The sequence below is a fragment of the Hymenobacter mucosus genome (assembly GCF_900188255.1).
Lineage (GTDB): Bacteria > Bacteroidota > Bacteroidia > Cytophagales > Hymenobacteraceae > Hymenobacter > Hymenobacter mucosus.
Map to the genome: position 1 here is coordinate 206,697 of NZ_FZNS01000001.1, position 14,634 is coordinate 221,330.

Here is a 14,634-nt window from a genome sequence, read left to right on the forward strand (position 1 = left end):
GCCGCAAAAGTCGCGGTTTTTCGCTGGCGTAGGGCGTGGGCCGGCTAGCTGGCTTTCAGCCGCGCGTCAAAGGGGTGGGGTTCAAGGCTTACCGTGCGCAACTGCTGATGATCGGGGTGGAGTGGGTTGAGCAGGTAGTTCCACTCGTTGGGGGCGTGGGCCGAGGGTACGCGCAATATCCAGAACTTGGCTTCATCAAGCCAGGCCCGGGCAATGGTTGCCAGTTCCGAAGGGTAGGGAATTTGCTGCCAGTTAGCGGGCAGGTCGGAGGCTAGAACCTGCTGGAAGGGAGTCGTGTCGGGTACTTCTAGGGTGAGGGCGAAGTAGTTGCGTGGCAGCGTGGGCGAGTTGGCCAGCACCTCCAGCTTGGCTAGGGATAAATGCTCGGCAGTATACAGAATCTGGGTGCCCACTTTGTGCCAGCGTCCACCGTAGTACAGGCCACCTTGCCCGGAAGTATCAGAAATGTAGGGTGCCTTGCCCAAACGGTACAGCAGCATACCAGCAGATAGGGAAAAAGAGGGCACAACGGCCCGGGCCCCGAAGTCCCCCCTGGCCTGTGCGCCCTGGCTTTCGTGCGTATTATGAGAAGTGGCCGTACTGAATGCGACCCAGTACGTCGTGCACTTGGTCGCGGCCAATGACGGAGTGGAGCAAGTGTTTGGGCTTTTGTCCACCCAAGGCCGGGATGGGCGAATTAAGCCAGAAGTGCAAATCCTCCTCGTCCTCGAACACTTCCATTCCTTTGGCTAACACGGCCGACAATTGAATTGCCTTTTCGCCCTCGTCGAGGGTGAGGGGGCGCTTGGTTTGCTCGCGCCGGGCCAAGGTGCTTTCCGACACGCCCAGTACTGCGCTCATTTCCTTGTTGGAAAAGCCAAGGTGGCGCTGTAGTACCCGCACCGATTGCACCGAAATCCCCTTAATGGCCACGGCCAGCAAGTCTAATTCATTGCTGACCATCTGGGGAATTACCGCTGAACCACCCATGAGGGCTACCATACTGGCAACGGAAGTTTTGCGAACGACTGTCATTTGCGTATTTTTAAACCGTCATTTGACGGCAATATACGCACGAACGGAAAATTCATTCCAAAAGATTCCTTTCTGCCTTCTTGCGGGGGGAACTTTCCTTGCCTTTACCCATGGCCTACCTCGATCAAACACGCCTTAGTAAGTTTCTAAGCTTGCACTTGCGGCACAACCCCAGCGGGCTAGGCCTGACGCTGGAAGAAGGGGGCTGGGTAGGAGTGGAGGCCCTGCTGGCCGGGTGCGCCACCCGCGGGGTGCATCTCACACGTGCCGAGTTGGAGCAACTGGTAGCGGCAGATGCCAAGCAACGCTACGCCTTTGATCCTACCGGAACTCGCATTCGGGCCCAGCAGGGGCATAGTGTGCCGGTAGCGTTGGGGCTGGCGCCCCTGGTGCCACCCGCCCTGCTATACCATGGTACCGTTGCCGCGGCGCTACCCGCTATTCAGCGCGAGGGCTTGCAAAAAATGCAGCGGCACCATGTGCATCTTTCATCTGATGCCGAAACCGCCCGCCGCGTGGGAAGTCGCCGGGGCAAGCCTGTTCTACTAACCATTGACGCCGCCCGGCTGCACGCGGCAGGGGGCATCTTTTATCAGTCGGGCAACGGGGTGTGGCTGACCGACCACGTGCCCTCAGCATACGTGGTCCTGCAACGTGAGGCCCCAGAGTAGGCGTGCGGGTACGGGGGAGCTGTTACCTTTGCCAGTTCACCCATTTTCCGTGTTGCTACCTATGCCTGACGCTCAACTCCTGATTGACCATACGGTCGAATTTGTTCGCGCAAAGTTTCTCCACGAAGGTTCCGGCCACGACTGGGAGCACATTCGGCGGGTGTGGCAGGTAGCGCGCGCCCTAGCCCAGCAAACGCCCCAGGCTGATCCGCTGGTAACGGAACTGGGCGCCTTACTACACGACGTGGCCGACTGGAAGTTTCATGGGGGAGACGAAGAAGCCGGCCCCCGGGCCGCCCGCCAGTGGCTGCAGGCGCAGCACGCCCCGGAGGCCGTCATTCAGCGGGTTGAAGCCATCATCCGCGAAATTAGCTTTAAGGGACTGGGAGTGGCCACGCCCATGAGCACCGTCGAAGGAGAACTGGTGCAGGATGCCGACCGTCTTGATGCTATTGGGGCCATTGGGGTGGCCCGCGCCTTTGCCTACGGCGGCCACAAGGGACGCCCCCTGCACGATCCTAACGTAGCGCCCATTGAGCACGCTTCTTTTGAAAGCTACAAGCAGAACACGGCTCCTACCATCAACCACTTCTACGAGAAGCTGCTGCACCTGCGGGAGCGGCTGAACACGCCCGCTGCCCGCCGGGTGGCCGAGGAGCGCCACCATTTTATGGAACGCTTCCTGGCCCAGTTCCTGCGCGAGTGGGACAGCCAGGATGTATCAGCGTAATTGGGTCACCTCGTACTAAGCAGCCAGGGGCGGGGTGACCCAACGAGCCGACCCCGTACCCCCTCATTCCCCCTCTATCTTTCTACTTGCATGAAAAGTTATTACCCGTTTTTGCGGTTGCTCACCCCGTTGGTTGTGCTGTTGCTCGTGGCCTCCTGCCGTTCCTGTCCCATGGAATCTTGCCACACCCGGAAGGTGCATTTTCACAACGGCACCAAGTACCGCGGCCAGCCTTTATTCAAGAAGCAAAACCCGGCCATCGGCGAAAAAATCAAGGTGCATAAGCAGGGCTCCGGCAAGCACAAAAACGACCGAAAGAAGACGCTGAAATAGGTCCCAAAGATGGCGCTAGATTAGGTAAAACGGCCTTTTTTGCCTATCTTGCAGTCTTAACGAAGTTCACTCTCACGGGCCCTTATGCCCCCGTTTTTTAGGGGGCCACGGCCACTTAGTTCTCCCTATGGCGGAAGGCGAAAAGATCATTCCGATAAACATTGAAGATGAGATGCGTGGGGCTTACATCGACTACTCGATGTCGGTCATCATCTCCCGCGCTCTACCCGATGTGCGCGACGGCCTCAAGCCCGTGCACCGGCGCGTGCTCTATGGCATGAGCGAGCTGGGCGTTTCCTACAACAAATCCTACAAGAAGAGCGCCCGTATTGTGGGGGAGGTGCTCGGTAAATACCACCCCCACGGCGACTCTTCCGTGTACGACACGATGGTGCGCATGGCCCAGGACTGGAGCCTGCGCTACCCCCTCGTAGATGGGCAGGGTAACTTCGGTAGCATCGACGGCGACTCGCCGGCGGCGATGCGTTACACGGAGGCTAGGTTGAAGCGGCTGGCCGACGAGATGCTCGGCGACCTGGACAAGGATACGGTAGACTTTCAGCCCAACTTCGATGACTCCCTGGAGGAGCCGTCGGTCATGCCGGCTAAGTTTCCCAACCTGCTGGTGAACGGTACCACGGGTATTGCCGTGGGTATGGCCACTAACATGGCGCCTCACAACCTGACGGAGGTAGTCAACGGCATTATTGCCTACCTGGCCAACCCTGATATCACCGTAGCGGAGCTGATGGAGCACGTAACCGCTCCTGACTTTCCGACTGGGGGCATCATCTACGGGTACGACGGCGTACGCCAGGCTTTCGAAACGGGCCGTGGCCGCGTGGTTATGCGTGCCAAAGCTCACTTCGAAACCACGGCAACAGGTAAGGAGCAGATTGTGGTGACCGAGATTCCCTATATGGTGAATAAGGCTTCCATGATTGAAAAGACGGCGGCGCTCATCAACGAGAAAAAGATTGAGGGCATTGCGGACCTGCGCGACGAGTCGGACCGGGATGGTATGCGCGTGGTATATGATCTGAAGCGGGATGCCATGCCAACGGTCGTGCTGAACAACCTGTTTAAGTACACCCAGCTGCAATCCTCATTTGGCGTCAACAACGTGGCCCTGGTGAAAGGACGCCCGATGACCCTCAACCTCAAGGACCTGATCCACCATTTCGTGGACCACCGGGCCGATGTGGTGGTGCGTCGCACGCGCTACGAACTGGCCGAGGCGCAGAAGCGGGCCCACATCCTGGAGGGCTTGCTTATTGCCCTGGACCACCTTGATGAGGTAATTGCCCTGATTCGGAGTTCGCGCGACGGGGAAGTAGCTCGTCAGCAGCTTATCGAGCGGTTCTCCCTGAGCGAGGTGCAGGCCCGCGCCATCTTGGACATGCGTCTGCAGCGCCTCACGGGCTTAGAGCGCGATAAGATTGTACAGGAGTACGATGAGCTGATGAAGCTAGTGGACTACCTCAAGTCCGTATTAGCCTCCGACGACTTACAGCGCAAGATCATTGGCGACGAACTCGTAGAAATTCGGGAGCGGTACGGTGATGCTCGTCGGACGACCATTGAGTACGCCGGTGGCGACTTCTCCATGGAAGACATGATTGCCGACGAGAGCATGGTTATTACCATCTCCCGCGAAGGCTACATCAAGCGCACAGCCCTAGATGAATACCGCTCGCAAGGTCGCGGCGGGGTAGGTGCCCGCGGGGCGGCTTCCAAGCAAGACGACTTCACCGAGCACCTGTTTGTAGCTACCACCCACGAATACCTGCTGTTCTTCACCGAAGCAGGGCGCGTATTCTGGCTGAAAGTGTACGAAGTGCCAGAAGGAGGGAAGGCTACCAAGGGCCGTCCAATCCAGAACCTCATTGAGATTCCACGGGAGGATAACGTGCGGTCCGTGCTCAACGTGCGCGGCCTGCGTGACCCCGACTACCTGGAGAATACCTACCTGATGTTCTGCACGGAGCAAGGTACGGTGAAGAAGACTCCTCTCGAAGCCTACTCCCGTCCGCGTGCCGCTGGTATCAACGCCATCACCATCAACGAAGGCGACCGGCTGTTGGACGTGCAGTTGACGACGGGTACTTCCGAGGTGGTAGTAGCGTTGCGTTCCGGTCGGGCCGTACGCTTCTCCGAGGAGAAGGTACGTTCCATGGGCCGTACGGCGGCGGGGGTGCGTGGCATCACGCTGGCCGAAGACGCTGCCGACGACCGGGTAGTAGGGATGGTCTGCATCGATAAGGACAGCCAGGACGAACTGCTCGTGGTGTCGGAGAACGGCTACGGCAAGCGCAGCCCCTTGGAAGAATACCGCATCACCAACCGCGGTGGTAAAGGGGTGCGGGCCATGAAGCTCACCGATAAAACGGGCCTGTTGGTAACCATCAAAGCGGTAAATGACACCGATGACCTGATGATTATCAACAAGTCGGGTATCACCATCCGTCTGCGGATGGCCGAGCTGCGCAGTATCGGCCGGGCAACCCAGGGCGTGCGGCTCCTAAAAATCAGCCAGGGCGACGAAATATCGTCGGTGGCGAAGGTGGCAGCGGAAGAAGATAAGGACCTGGATGCAGAAAATGGCTTGCTGCCGGATACCGCTTCGGGCAGCAGCAATGACGATATTCCCACCCCGGATACTGATCTGACTTCGCTGACTGACCCCGATTTGCTCAGCGCTAATTAACTTGCGACGGCAGAACTCCTCTTCGAGTTCTGCCGTTTGCTTTACAATTCCTTTCACTCAACCTGCATAATTCTTCAGCAAACCTCCCATGAAGAAGACCTTATTGACGCTCGTGGCTGCGGCCGCCCTACACACCGCTTCGGCCCAGAACTCAGCGGTAACCAACGCTGTTCTCTTTCAGCGCCAGGGTACGCTAGACAAAGCCCGTACGGAAATTGACAAGGCCATTACGAACGAGAAAACCTCGGGTAAGGCAAAAACTTGGTACACGCGCGGCGAAATCTATGACGCCATGGTATCAAGCCCCATCTATAGCAAAGGCCTGACCGCCGGCGAGGGCACTACTACGGCCTTCCAATCTTACCAGAAAGCCATTGAGCTCGACGGTAAGGACGGCGAATTTGGCAAGCAAGCCGTGCAGAAGCTCGATGGCCTGTATGGGTTGGCTCTGAACGCCGGCGTTGAAAGCTACAACGGCAAGAATTACGACGAAGCAATTAAGTCGTATAAAATGGCGCAGCAGATCCGCCCGCAGGATACGACTGCCTTGTTGTACGCAGCGTATGCTGCTGAAGCCAAGCAGGACTTTTCAACGGCCAAGGAAATGTATGGCAAGCTGCAGACCAACAACTATAAGTCGCCGCAGATGTACACGCGACTGTTGCAAATGGCTCGGCAGGACAAGAATGATGCGGAGGCTATGAAAGTGTTGCAGCAGGCTCTGCAGGCGTACCCAACTAACAAAGGGTTTATGCTGGAGGAACTGAACATGTACATCAGCGCCGGCCGGGGCAAAGAAGCACTCGACAAGATTGACCGTGCAATTGCAGCAGATCCTACGAACTCCAACCTGTACGCAGTTAAGGGCTCTATCTTGGATCAGGACAAGCAGCCTGCCAAGGCGTTGGAAGCCTACAAGAAGGCGGTTGAAGTAGATCCGAACAACTTCGACGCGAACTTCAACTTAGGTGTATACAACTACAACAAGGCGGCTGACCTATATACCAAAGCGAGCAAGATGAGCTTGGCCGAATACAACAAGTCGGGCAAGAAGTATGAGGCTGATGGCAAGAAGTTCTTCCAGGAGTCGATTCCGTACTTCGAGAAGGCGCTACAGGCCCAGCCAGATGACCGTGCTACCATTGCTTCCCTGCAGAAGGCTTACCTGCGGGTTGGTCGTGCTGCGGATTCAGAGCGGATGTCAGCCAAGATGAAGTAAGCAGTTGCGAGCCTGCCACAAGGTAGGGGAGCTATAAAAAAGCAGCCCGGAAGATCTTATTGTTCTTTCGGGCTGCTTTTTAAAAACGCTACTTAACATAATATAAATTATAAGACAAAAGGGCATCTGCTAGTGCAGGCACTTTGCCAGTGATATCTTAGGCTCGCTCACTACTTAAAGGATATCAACTATTCAACTATTGCTAGTTCGCGCATGTAGTTAATCTCCTATCAAAACTGGGACCTTATAACTTGGACTCCATATCGGTTTGTTGACAACACCTTAGCTGATCTATACAAGTGGCCCATGCAATAAGTCGTGTGGCGGATTTTAGAGCAAGTACTTAATCGGGTAGAAAAATGAGACTAGTAAAGAGACGTAACTCTAACGCCATCGTACCTAACGTCACCATACATCCGGATACAATGATAAAACCAAGAGTTGGTTACGTGACTGATTGTTGAGCCACTCCACTCCTCTTCAATTTAAAAGAACTGAGACGCCCCTTAAAAAGCTTTTACAGTCCTTCTGAGCATAGCGCTTTGATTCGAAGCAATGAGATGTAGAAAATATTCCTAAGCTACTAGAGCGTAAAATTCGGTGGATGTATATGCCTGCTAACATACCCTACCGGGCAAGCCCAGACGATGAAGGGTAAATAGTATATGGATAGGCAGTATAAAGGATAAATACAGGGTTAACACACATGAACATATTAAAAGTAATAAAAAGCACAAAAAAGTTAGAGAAAGTAATACTTATTTATACTTTATACTACTTTTTATTACTTTAATAGTTGAATTTATTACATCTTTGTTTTTGTACCCACGTGTCACTTTATAATAACAAGCTCTTACCCTCATGCCTAAAACCATAGACTACCCACGTACTAGTTACACAAGTGCTTGGGAAGTAGCAGAAGTAGTAGATGATACAGGTGGCAAATGCGCCATCGAGACGGCAGCTCGTAAACTAAGCCGAAAAGTCAGTGGCTCTTTCAAAGCCATTATTGGTTCTGCGGTGAAGTTTGGCTTACTAACTAGCAAGCGCGAGTTTCTGACTACAACCAATTTGTTTCGGCGTATCAAACATGCGTACGACAAGCAAGAAGAGAAAATATATCACCGGGAGGCTTTCCTTCATCCCCCGCTGTTCACGCAGATCTGTCGGAAATTCCGCAATAGAGAGCTTCCCGTGCATATGCTGGATGTGATGCTAATCCGGGAATTTGCCGTTGAAGAGATCAACGCACAGAGCGTAGCCAAAGCATTTGTTGACGGGGCCCGCATGGTTGATATTCTGGACGAGCGGAATGTCATAGCAGACATCGACCAATTAGCAGCCCAGCAGACTCCTAGAAGAGACTTGGCAAGCTCTGAGATGCCACTTAACCTCTTTAAAGGAGGTGTTGCTACTCCTGGGCCATCTGCTCCCCCAGAAACAGTACGTGCCGGTGGTATAACACTCCCACAGGATATTGTACCAACAGGACGGCAACAAGACGCTGTATCAAGTTTATTTGGCCTTGATACAGATGACTTAGAGGCAGACAATGATGATACCTCTGAGGATGGTATATCCTCTTCCGACACCTTGTACTCTACGCCGCCAGCGCCAGCAGGACCAGATGCGGTATTTACGCCGCCTTCAGCAGCCACCCCTATAGTAGAGCCTCGTATAACTGCTTCGCCACCGGTACTGCCGCTAAATCCCCCCGTAGCGGCAAACACCGCTCGTCCTATGGGGAATACTGCGGCTAACCACCACACAGGCGAGCGAGTCTATACTATTCAGATCAGCGGCCCAGGAGTTGATACACAACTATCGGTACAGGACGTGGATGATTTAGCCATTGTCGGCGCGTTACTAGAAAAAATTCGCCGGCAGCTTACGCGATAAAAAAAAGAGGGGGGACTAGCGTCCCCCCTCTTTTTTGCTATGAACAAGGCTGTTTTTCTTACTATTTATTTATTATGTTAATAACAAACTACTTCATCCGTTGACTTAGCGTCGCAACGTACCAGTATCCGTTTTCTGGCTTTCCACCCAAATAGAAGCTATCAAGCTGACTAAGTTGAATCCTCTGCCGCCAGGCGCGGGGAATACGAGCGGCTATTGGCGAAGCAGAAAATACCACAACAGGTAATTGTGGTGGGGCTACGGCAGTTGCGCTAGTATCGGGAAGGTGCCAAATAGGAACGGCGCGCCCAGCTGACCACACTTGTTTTACATGGAGGGTATCGAGACTACGCCAGGTCAGACCCCGCAAATTGGGGCGAGTCCGAATGTCGGTAATGTGGGGCAACCCAACCGTATCCTTACGACGCTCCCAGAGCGGGTAAATCGGCATAAGTAGGGTAAGTACCCCTCCTACTACTAGCAGCGAGGCCGTGGTGAGTACTACTGGATTGGCAGCCGGCAGTCCCCGCCGCAGAATCCACCACCCCACCCCGGCAAATACCACTACGGCCACTACGAATCGGACAGAGCCAACCCCAAAACCAGGAAACCCCACTACCCCCATTGCCACCGGTAAGGCCACACACACGAGTAGCAGCAAGCTACCCCACCCCCGAATAAGCCATTGATCAGCTCGGCTGCGCTGAACAGTACGCTCCTCCCAATAACGAAGCAAGCCTGCGACCAGCAGAGCTAAGGGCGGCATTAACGGCAACATGTACCGCTCTTTCTTCTCCGGCACTAAGCTCAGCAGCACTACTCCTCCCAGCACCCACCCCAGAGCCAGCAGATACGGCATATACCGCTGAATACGGGGGCGGGCGTAGGGCCACACCAACGAAGCAATGGCGACCAATGCCCACACGCCCGTGAAGGCCGCAAAAGGCCAGTAAAACCAGGCCGGCTGGACGTGCCGCTCCCCCCAGGAATTGATTTCAGTGCGGGCGACTGCCCGCGCCGTGGGCGCAACGTGCTGCCATATATACAGTGGCCAACTCAGCCCCACGCCCAGCATCAGCCCGGCGGCAAGCACAGTACCACGCCAGCGGGCGCGGGCCTGTTGCCGGTGCACAGGTGAGTATACCAGGTAGGAAACGACAAAAGGCACAAGCATAGCAAATAAGGCCACCGGCCCTTTGCTCAGGATGGATAAGCCACCCAACACGCCCGCCGCCGCTAGCCAGCCAGTACCATTCTCGGCCCGGTGCCACCCACGCACAAGCAGCCACAGCCCCCCCAGCATTAGGCTATTGGCGAAGATATCCCACTGCCCTTCGCGCCCGGTGGTAATCACCAGTAAGCTACTGGCCGCTACAAGTGCGCCCACCCACGCCGTGCGCCCCGGCTGGTGTTCCTCCCCGGGTAAGCCGCGGGTAAGTTCCCGGGCAAGCCCCCATAGGAAGAGCACCAGCAAGGTAGCGGCCAGAGCGGCCGGCAACCGCAGTAGCCCCAAGTTATCGGTCGGGCCGGTGAGGGCCTGCACTCCGGCTACGGCCCAGGTGGGTAAGGGCGGTTTGGCCAGGCGCAGTTCGCCGTTCATGGTCGGAATCAGCCAAGAGCCTCCCGCAACCATTTCCCGCGCGGCCACAAAGTTGCGCGACTCCATTAAGCTAACGCCGGGGGCGCCGCCGTGCAGAAAAAAACTCACTCCACACATGCCGAGCACGGCCGCCAAGCGCCGCCACCGGCGGGTTGATCCCGCCGGCTGTACGTGTTGTTCTCTCATTCGAATAAGGTCAAACTAATTAGCAGACTGCTGCCGCCGCAAGGTAGCGCGGAGTTGGCGCACGTTATCGACTTCGTAAGCATCGGGGCGGCAGGCTACGACGCGCGCCACGGCCCGGGCCGAGCGTCCCCCAAACACCACTACCTGCTGCCCATTGGCGTGCACCTCGGCCACTCGGGCGGGCGATACGTCGCTTTTACGCAGTACCACGGCCTGTACCGGCGCCAGTCGGGCCTGGGGGTATTCGGCGTCGAATCCGCCCGTAAGTTCCAGCCCGCGGGGTAATGCCGGGCGTAGGGCCTGTACATACCGCAGGGTAGCCGCTCGGTTGGTGATAACGAGAACACGCGCGGCCGGCACCTGGTAGCGCTCCAGCACCTGCACCAGCCCACGAATGAGAGCATGACTACGGACCACATTGTTCGTAGCGGCCGCATCATCTTCGTGCAAATCTAGGTGCAGATACGGCATCTCCCCTCGTTTGGCCAACACGGCTAGCAATGTTTCAAACGTAATTAGGTGCTCATGTTGAAACCAGTCGTAGGGCCACCCACCCCGGTAGCGCAGTTGCTGCAGCACCGCCGCCGGCGTTTGACTGACGTAGCCGGTACCCGTACTCATGGACTCCAGCGTTTCATTGTGGTAAAGCACCACAACACTGTCTTGACTTAGGCGCAGATCAACCTCTACGCCTTCCGCCCCGCGGTCTAAGGCCCGGGTAAGGGACCGTAGACTGCTAGGCGGCAATGGGTTGAAAGGACGAAGTAGGGTAAAAAAGCCCGACCCAGCATGGCCAATCAGTACGGGCCGGCCCAATGCGGGTGCCGTACCCGACACGGAGGCCTTCTGGGGAGCGGCAGCCGGGGGTGCCTGCCCCGAAGCGGTTACCACTGCGGCAAGGACCCCTGGTAGCCAACGAGGTAAAAATGAAAACATAGAAGCAAGGCCACGCCCGCCTGTTCGGGGTTCGGCAGGGCAACTATACGCGAAAAACCGCCGGGTGGTCAATTCCGTTACCTTTGCGCCCCCGGCTCAACAAAGAAGCCTTTAATTTCCCTTTCTCCCTGCACCTCACGCATGGCATCCATACTGGTTACCGGCTGCGCGGGCTTCATTGGCTCGCACCTGGCCGAGCGGCTGCTCCACGACGGACACCGCGTAGTAGGCCTCGATAATTTCGACCCCTTTTACGACCGGGCCCACAAGCTCGCCAACGTGGCCGCCTGCCTGGCCCACCCCCGCTTCAGCTTTCATGAAGCCGACCTGCGCCACGGGCTGGATGCTTTAGTGGATGCCCTGCCCGCCGACCCCATTGACGTCGTAGTGCACCTGGCCGCCAAGGCGGGCGTGGGTCCATCAGTGCGCGAGCCCATAGCGTATCTGGAGAATAACGTTATCGGTACTACCCACTTGCTGGAATGGATGCGGCAGCGCCAGATTGGTAAGCTCTTCTTTGCCTCCTCCTCTTCGGTATACGGCAACACCAAGGAGCAGCCGTTCCGAGAGGAGATGAACCTCGTGGCGGCCTGCATCTCCCCCTACGCCGCCTCTAAGCTCGCCGGAGAGCAACTCACCTACACCTACCACCACCTCTACGGGTTGGATGTGCTGAATGCCCGGTTTTTTACCGTGTACGGCCCCCGCCAGCGCCCCGACCTCGCCATTCATAAGTTTGTGCGCCTGATGCGGGCTGGCGAAGCCATTCCCGTATTCGGCGACGGCACCACCGCCCGCGACTACACGTTCGTGCTCGATACCGTTGACGGCATTGCGCGAGGCGTCGACTACTTGCTTACCCACACGGGGGTATACGATACCCTGAACCTGGGCAACAACCGCCCCGTGGCACTGCTAGAATTGATTCACGCTATTGGTGAAGCCGTGGAGCAAGAACCCCGCCTGGCGTTCCAGCCCATGCAGGCCGGCGACGTAGACGTCACCTACGCCGATATTCAGAAGGCACAACAGCTACTAGGCTACGCCCCCCAAACAACCCTGGCCGAAGGCTTACGCCAGTTTGTACAGTGGCTGGACCAGGACTTAATGCGCCATAGCTAGGCAGTTTGGTGTGCCGGGAAAGGCGAAGGGGCGCGGGGCAGTAAGTGCCCCGCGCCCCTTCGCCTTTCCTGGTGTATGCTGGTGCGCCTGCTACGCGGCCGCGCGGGTTTGCCCTTGGCGGCGCTGCTCCCGCCGCAGGAGCACTATGTTGCGGGCATATACCACCGTCCCAAACATGTTGCCAATAAGTAGGACTGCATCACGCCGCAGGGCGGCATACACAAGAATCAGCACGGACCCTACGAAACTAATCACCCAGAAGCTCAGGGGCAGCGACGACTCCCCTTTGCGCTCCGAGTAAATCCACTGGTACACGAATCGAAGCAAAAAGATAGCCTGCCCGACGGCACCCAAGAGTAGCACCCCCTGCGGAATCTGATTGTCGAGCATGCTACGCAGGCTGAAGTGCTGGTTGCCGTTCACAAACCAGCCGAGCATGGCTACGGGAAACACGTAGGCTGCAGCCCGCGACCAGGGGTTGAGCTTACGCCACTCGCCCAGCAACTGCAGGTTGCGAATGTAGATGGCGTAGCTGATGAGTTGGGCCGCCAGAATTACCGGGTCGTGGCGCAGGATGCCGTACACAATCATCAGAAATGACGAGACGAGGCTAATCTGCCAGAACAAAGTGGGCACCAGCACGCGCTTGGCCCGCTCGCTCTGAATCCACTGCAAGACAATGCGACTCGAAAATAAAAGCTGCGACACCAGTCCGATGCCCAGCGCAATAGTTTGGGTGCTCATGCTGCGCGCCCTTACTTACCGGTCGCCGAGGCTACCCCACGTTCCTCCCCGCGGTGCAGCTCACCGATTTCGTAGTTTTTCCAGCGCGAGCGTATCCAGCGGAAGCCGAAGGTATCTACCAGGGGCTTCCAGGCCCGGTTCCATAGGTTGTACTTGGCCGTACCGGCAAAGCGGGGAAAGTGCTGCACCGGCATTTGGTGCACCTTGCCACCCTGCAGCTGCACCAGTGCCCCCAGGAAGCGGTGCATCCCATGAAACAGCGGAAGGCGGCGGGCATAGTCGATTTTCATGATCTTCAGCGGGCAGCCTGTATCCTGAATTCCATCGTTGATAAGGGTGCGCCGCACGCCATTGGCAATCTTGGAAGAAAGCTTCTTTACTACCGTATCCTGGCGCTTGGCCCGGATACCGTTCACCATATCATACTGGGGGAAGAATTCGAAGAACTTAAGGAAGTCCAGCGGGGAGGTTTGAATATCGGAGTCAATGTAGCCCAGCAAGGTAGTCCGGCAATGGTCAATCCCTGCTTTGATGGCCGTGCTCAGGCCCCGGTTCTGGCTGAGGCTAATAAACTCGTAGTGGGCGTCCTGGCGGCAGATGTCGCGCAAAATAGCCAAGGAGCCATCGGTCGAGCCATCGTTGACGAAGAGCACCGTCGTCGCAACCGGGGTTACGGCTAAAAATTTATTCATCTCCACCACAAACTGCCGCAGGCTTTCTTCTTCGTTGTAGACGGGTACCAGCACGGTGAGACTTTGCTGGGCAAGGTAGGAGGCGTTATCGGGCATAAGGGGAGTAAGGATGGAAATGGGATGCAAGGTACGCAGGATTCGGCGTGTGCCCTCCCCTACGTAAAAGCGCCCAGTCGGGGTAGACTAGGCGCTATCTATTCGCTACCTCACGTAGCCATCCATTCGGCCCACAGGCTCAGTTCATTCCCATCTGTTGCAGGGGCACAGCATGCCACTTCGTGAAGGCCTGCCACTGCCGACGCCAGTAGGTGTAGTCGCCCAACACGCAAATAACTTTGTCGCCCTTGAAATAGATACGGGTCTTGATTTGCTGGTTTTTCCAGGCAATGGGCCCCGCCTCATCCGGCTCCATATCCTCCACATTTTGCCAGAGAAAAGAGCGGGGAGTTTCGTGTTCTTGGCCTAGCATGTCTTGCCAAAGCCGCATAGCGTGTGCAACGGGAGAAGGGAACATAAAGACTGGTAATTACCCAACAAACGAAAAAAGCCAACCATCTGCTTACGGAGCAGTTAGGCTAATATAGTTATAAATAGAATGCACAACTACTTACCTCTACTTAATTGAGCAAACAATTACTTTAAAGCCAATACAGGCCGTAGCAAGGCATAGAACCCGTAGGAAACAGGACAGCAAGGATGCCACGGAACCAATAGCGGTGTTTTGCAATCAGCACCTCAGCTTCGTATTATTATATATTTA

The 14,634-nt window shown here is 56.3% G+C and carries 14 protein-coding genes; 7 read left to right on the forward strand and 7 right to left on the reverse strand.

The window, feature by feature from the left end:
* Positions 1–44: 44 nt before the first annotated feature.
* Both CHB83_RS00905 and parS read right to left on the reverse strand, forming a co-directional pair.
* Positions 45–500: an RES family NAD+ phosphorylase gene (locus tag CHB83_RS00905; protein ID WP_089331361.1), complete on the reverse strand. Its 456-nt coding sequence runs from the start codon at positions 498–500 to the stop codon at positions 45–47.
* 82 nt (positions 501–582) lie between these two features.
* Positions 583–1,035 (reverse strand): type II RES/Xre toxin-antitoxin system antitoxin, encoded by a 453-nt coding sequence (parS, locus tag CHB83_RS00910; RefSeq protein WP_045689888.1) that lies wholly within the window; start codon positions 1,033–1,035, stop codon positions 583–585.
* A gap of 110 nt (positions 1,036–1,145) precedes the next feature.
* Here parS and CHB83_RS00915 point away from each other — a divergent pair, with 110 nt between their 5' ends.
* The 6 genes from CHB83_RS00915 to CHB83_RS00940 all read left to right on the forward strand — a co-directional run bounded on the left by CHB83_RS00915 (position 1,146) and on the right by CHB83_RS00940 (position 8,594).
* Positions 1,146–1,706 carry an RNA 2'-phosphotransferase gene (locus CHB83_RS00915; RefSeq protein ID WP_089331362.1) on the forward strand — a complete coding sequence of 187 codons (561 nt, stop codon included), beginning with the start codon at positions 1,146–1,148 and terminating at the stop codon, positions 1,704–1,706.
* A 61-nt stretch (positions 1,707–1,767) separates the two neighbouring features.
* Positions 1,768–2,436: an HD domain-containing protein gene (locus CHB83_RS00920; RefSeq protein ID WP_045689893.1), complete on the forward strand. Its 669-nt coding sequence runs from the start codon at positions 1,768–1,770 to the stop codon at positions 2,434–2,436.
* Positions 2,437–2,526: 90 nt separating this feature from the next.
* On the forward strand, positions 2,527–2,769 hold the full coding sequence (locus tag CHB83_RS00925; RefSeq protein ID WP_089331363.1) for a hypothetical protein: 243 nt from the start codon (positions 2,527–2,529) through the stop codon (positions 2,767–2,769).
* Positions 2,770–2,896: 127 nt separating this feature from the next.
* Entirely contained in the window at positions 2,897–5,476 is a 2,580-nt protein-coding gene (gyrA, locus tag CHB83_RS00930; protein ID WP_089331364.1) for a DNA gyrase subunit A, read from the forward strand.
* A gap of 88 nt (positions 5,477–5,564) precedes the next feature.
* Positions 5,565–6,695, forward strand: coding sequence for a tetratricopeptide repeat protein (locus tag CHB83_RS00935; RefSeq protein WP_045689890.1), 1,131 nt, complete (start codon positions 5,565–5,567; stop codon positions 6,693–6,695).
* 861 nt (positions 6,696–7,556) lie between these two features.
* Positions 7,557–8,594: a hypothetical protein gene (locus CHB83_RS00940; protein WP_089331365.1), complete on the forward strand. Its 1,038-nt coding sequence runs from the start codon at positions 7,557–7,559 to the stop codon at positions 8,592–8,594.
* A gap of 88 nt (positions 8,595–8,682) precedes the next feature.
* Here the strand turns inward: CHB83_RS00940 and CHB83_RS00945 are convergent, their stop codons facing one another.
* Positions 8,683–10,380: an ArnT family glycosyltransferase gene (locus CHB83_RS00945; RefSeq protein ID WP_089331366.1), complete on the reverse strand. Its 1,698-nt coding sequence runs from the start codon at positions 10,378–10,380 to the stop codon at positions 8,683–8,685.
* A gap of 15 nt (positions 10,381–10,395) precedes the next feature.
* Positions 10,396–11,316 carry a glycerophosphodiester phosphodiesterase gene (locus tag CHB83_RS00950; RefSeq protein ID WP_089331367.1) on the reverse strand — a complete coding sequence of 307 codons (921 nt, stop codon included), beginning with the start codon at positions 11,314–11,316 and terminating at the stop codon, positions 10,396–10,398.
* Between the two features lie 141 nt (positions 11,317–11,457).
* Here CHB83_RS00950 and CHB83_RS00955 point away from each other — a divergent pair, with 141 nt between their 5' ends.
* Positions 11,458–12,438, forward strand: a complete 981-nt coding sequence (locus CHB83_RS00955; RefSeq protein WP_089331368.1) for a GDP-mannose 4,6-dehydratase — start codon at positions 11,458–11,460, stop codon at positions 12,436–12,438.
* 90 nt (positions 12,439–12,528) lie between these two features.
* Here CHB83_RS00955 and CHB83_RS00960 read toward each other — a convergent pair whose 3' ends face one another.
* From CHB83_RS00960 to CHB83_RS00970, 3 genes are all read right to left on the reverse strand, one after another.
* The gene (locus CHB83_RS00960) at positions 12,529–13,182 is read right to left on the reverse strand and encodes a lipid-A-disaccharide synthase N-terminal domain-containing protein (protein ID WP_089331369.1); all 654 of its coding nucleotides are present in this window, start codon (positions 13,180–13,182) and stop codon (positions 12,529–12,531) included.
* Between the two features lie 11 nt (positions 13,183–13,193).
* A complete protein-coding gene (locus CHB83_RS00965; RefSeq protein WP_045690000.1) occupies positions 13,194–13,970 on the reverse strand; it encodes a glycosyltransferase in 777 nt (258 codons plus the stop codon).
* A gap of 139 nt (positions 13,971–14,109) precedes the next feature.
* The gene (locus CHB83_RS00970; protein ID WP_045690001.1) at positions 14,110–14,361 is read right to left on the reverse strand and encodes a hypothetical protein; all 252 of its coding nucleotides are present in this window, start codon (positions 14,359–14,361) and stop codon (positions 14,110–14,112) included.
* Between the last annotated feature and the right edge of the window lie 273 nt (positions 14,362–14,634).

Bases quoted from the DNA above. Each gene is read 5' to 3' on its own strand.
- CHB83_RS00905 (WP_089331361.1), bottom strand. From the start codon at position 500: ATGCTGCTGTACCGTTTGGGCAAGGCACCCTACATTTCTGATACTTCC.
- parS (WP_045689888.1), bottom strand. From the start codon at position 1,035: ATGACAGTCGTTCGCAAAACTTCCGTTGCCAGTATGGTAGCCCTCATG.
- CHB83_RS00915 (WP_089331362.1), top strand. From the start codon at position 1,146: ATGGCCTACCTCGATCAAACACGCCTTAGTAAGTTTCTAAGCTTGCAC.
- CHB83_RS00920 (WP_045689893.1), top strand. From the start codon at position 1,768: ATGCCTGACGCTCAACTCCTGATTGACCATACGGTCGAATTTGTTCGC.
- CHB83_RS00925 (WP_089331363.1), top strand. From the start codon at position 2,527: ATGAAAAGTTATTACCCGTTTTTGCGGTTGCTCACCCCGTTGGTTGTG.
- gyrA (WP_089331364.1), top strand. From the start codon at position 2,897: ATGGCGGAAGGCGAAAAGATCATTCCGATAAACATTGAAGATGAGATG.
- CHB83_RS00935 (WP_045689890.1), top strand. From the start codon at position 5,565: ATGAAGAAGACCTTATTGACGCTCGTGGCTGCGGCCGCCCTACACACC.
- CHB83_RS00940 (WP_089331365.1), top strand. From the start codon at position 7,557: ATGCCTAAAACCATAGACTACCCACGTACTAGTTACACAAGTGCTTGG.
- CHB83_RS00945 (WP_089331366.1), bottom strand. From the start codon at position 10,380: ATGAGAGAACAACACGTACAGCCGGCGGGATCAACCCGCCGGTGGCGG.
- CHB83_RS00950 (WP_089331367.1), bottom strand. From the start codon at position 11,316: ATGTTTTCATTTTTACCTCGTTGGCTACCAGGGGTCCTTGCCGCAGTG.
- CHB83_RS00955 (WP_089331368.1), top strand. From the start codon at position 11,458: ATGGCATCCATACTGGTTACCGGCTGCGCGGGCTTCATTGGCTCGCAC.
- CHB83_RS00960 (WP_089331369.1), bottom strand. From the start codon at position 13,182: ATGAGCACCCAAACTATTGCGCTGGGCATCGGACTGGTGTCGCAGCTT.
- CHB83_RS00965 (WP_045690000.1), bottom strand. From the start codon at position 13,970: ATGCCCGATAACGCCTCCTACCTTGCCCAGCAAAGTCTCACCGTGCTG.
- CHB83_RS00970 (WP_045690001.1), bottom strand. From the start codon at position 14,361: ATGCGGCTTTGGCAAGACATGCTAGGCCAAGAACACGAAACTCCCCGC.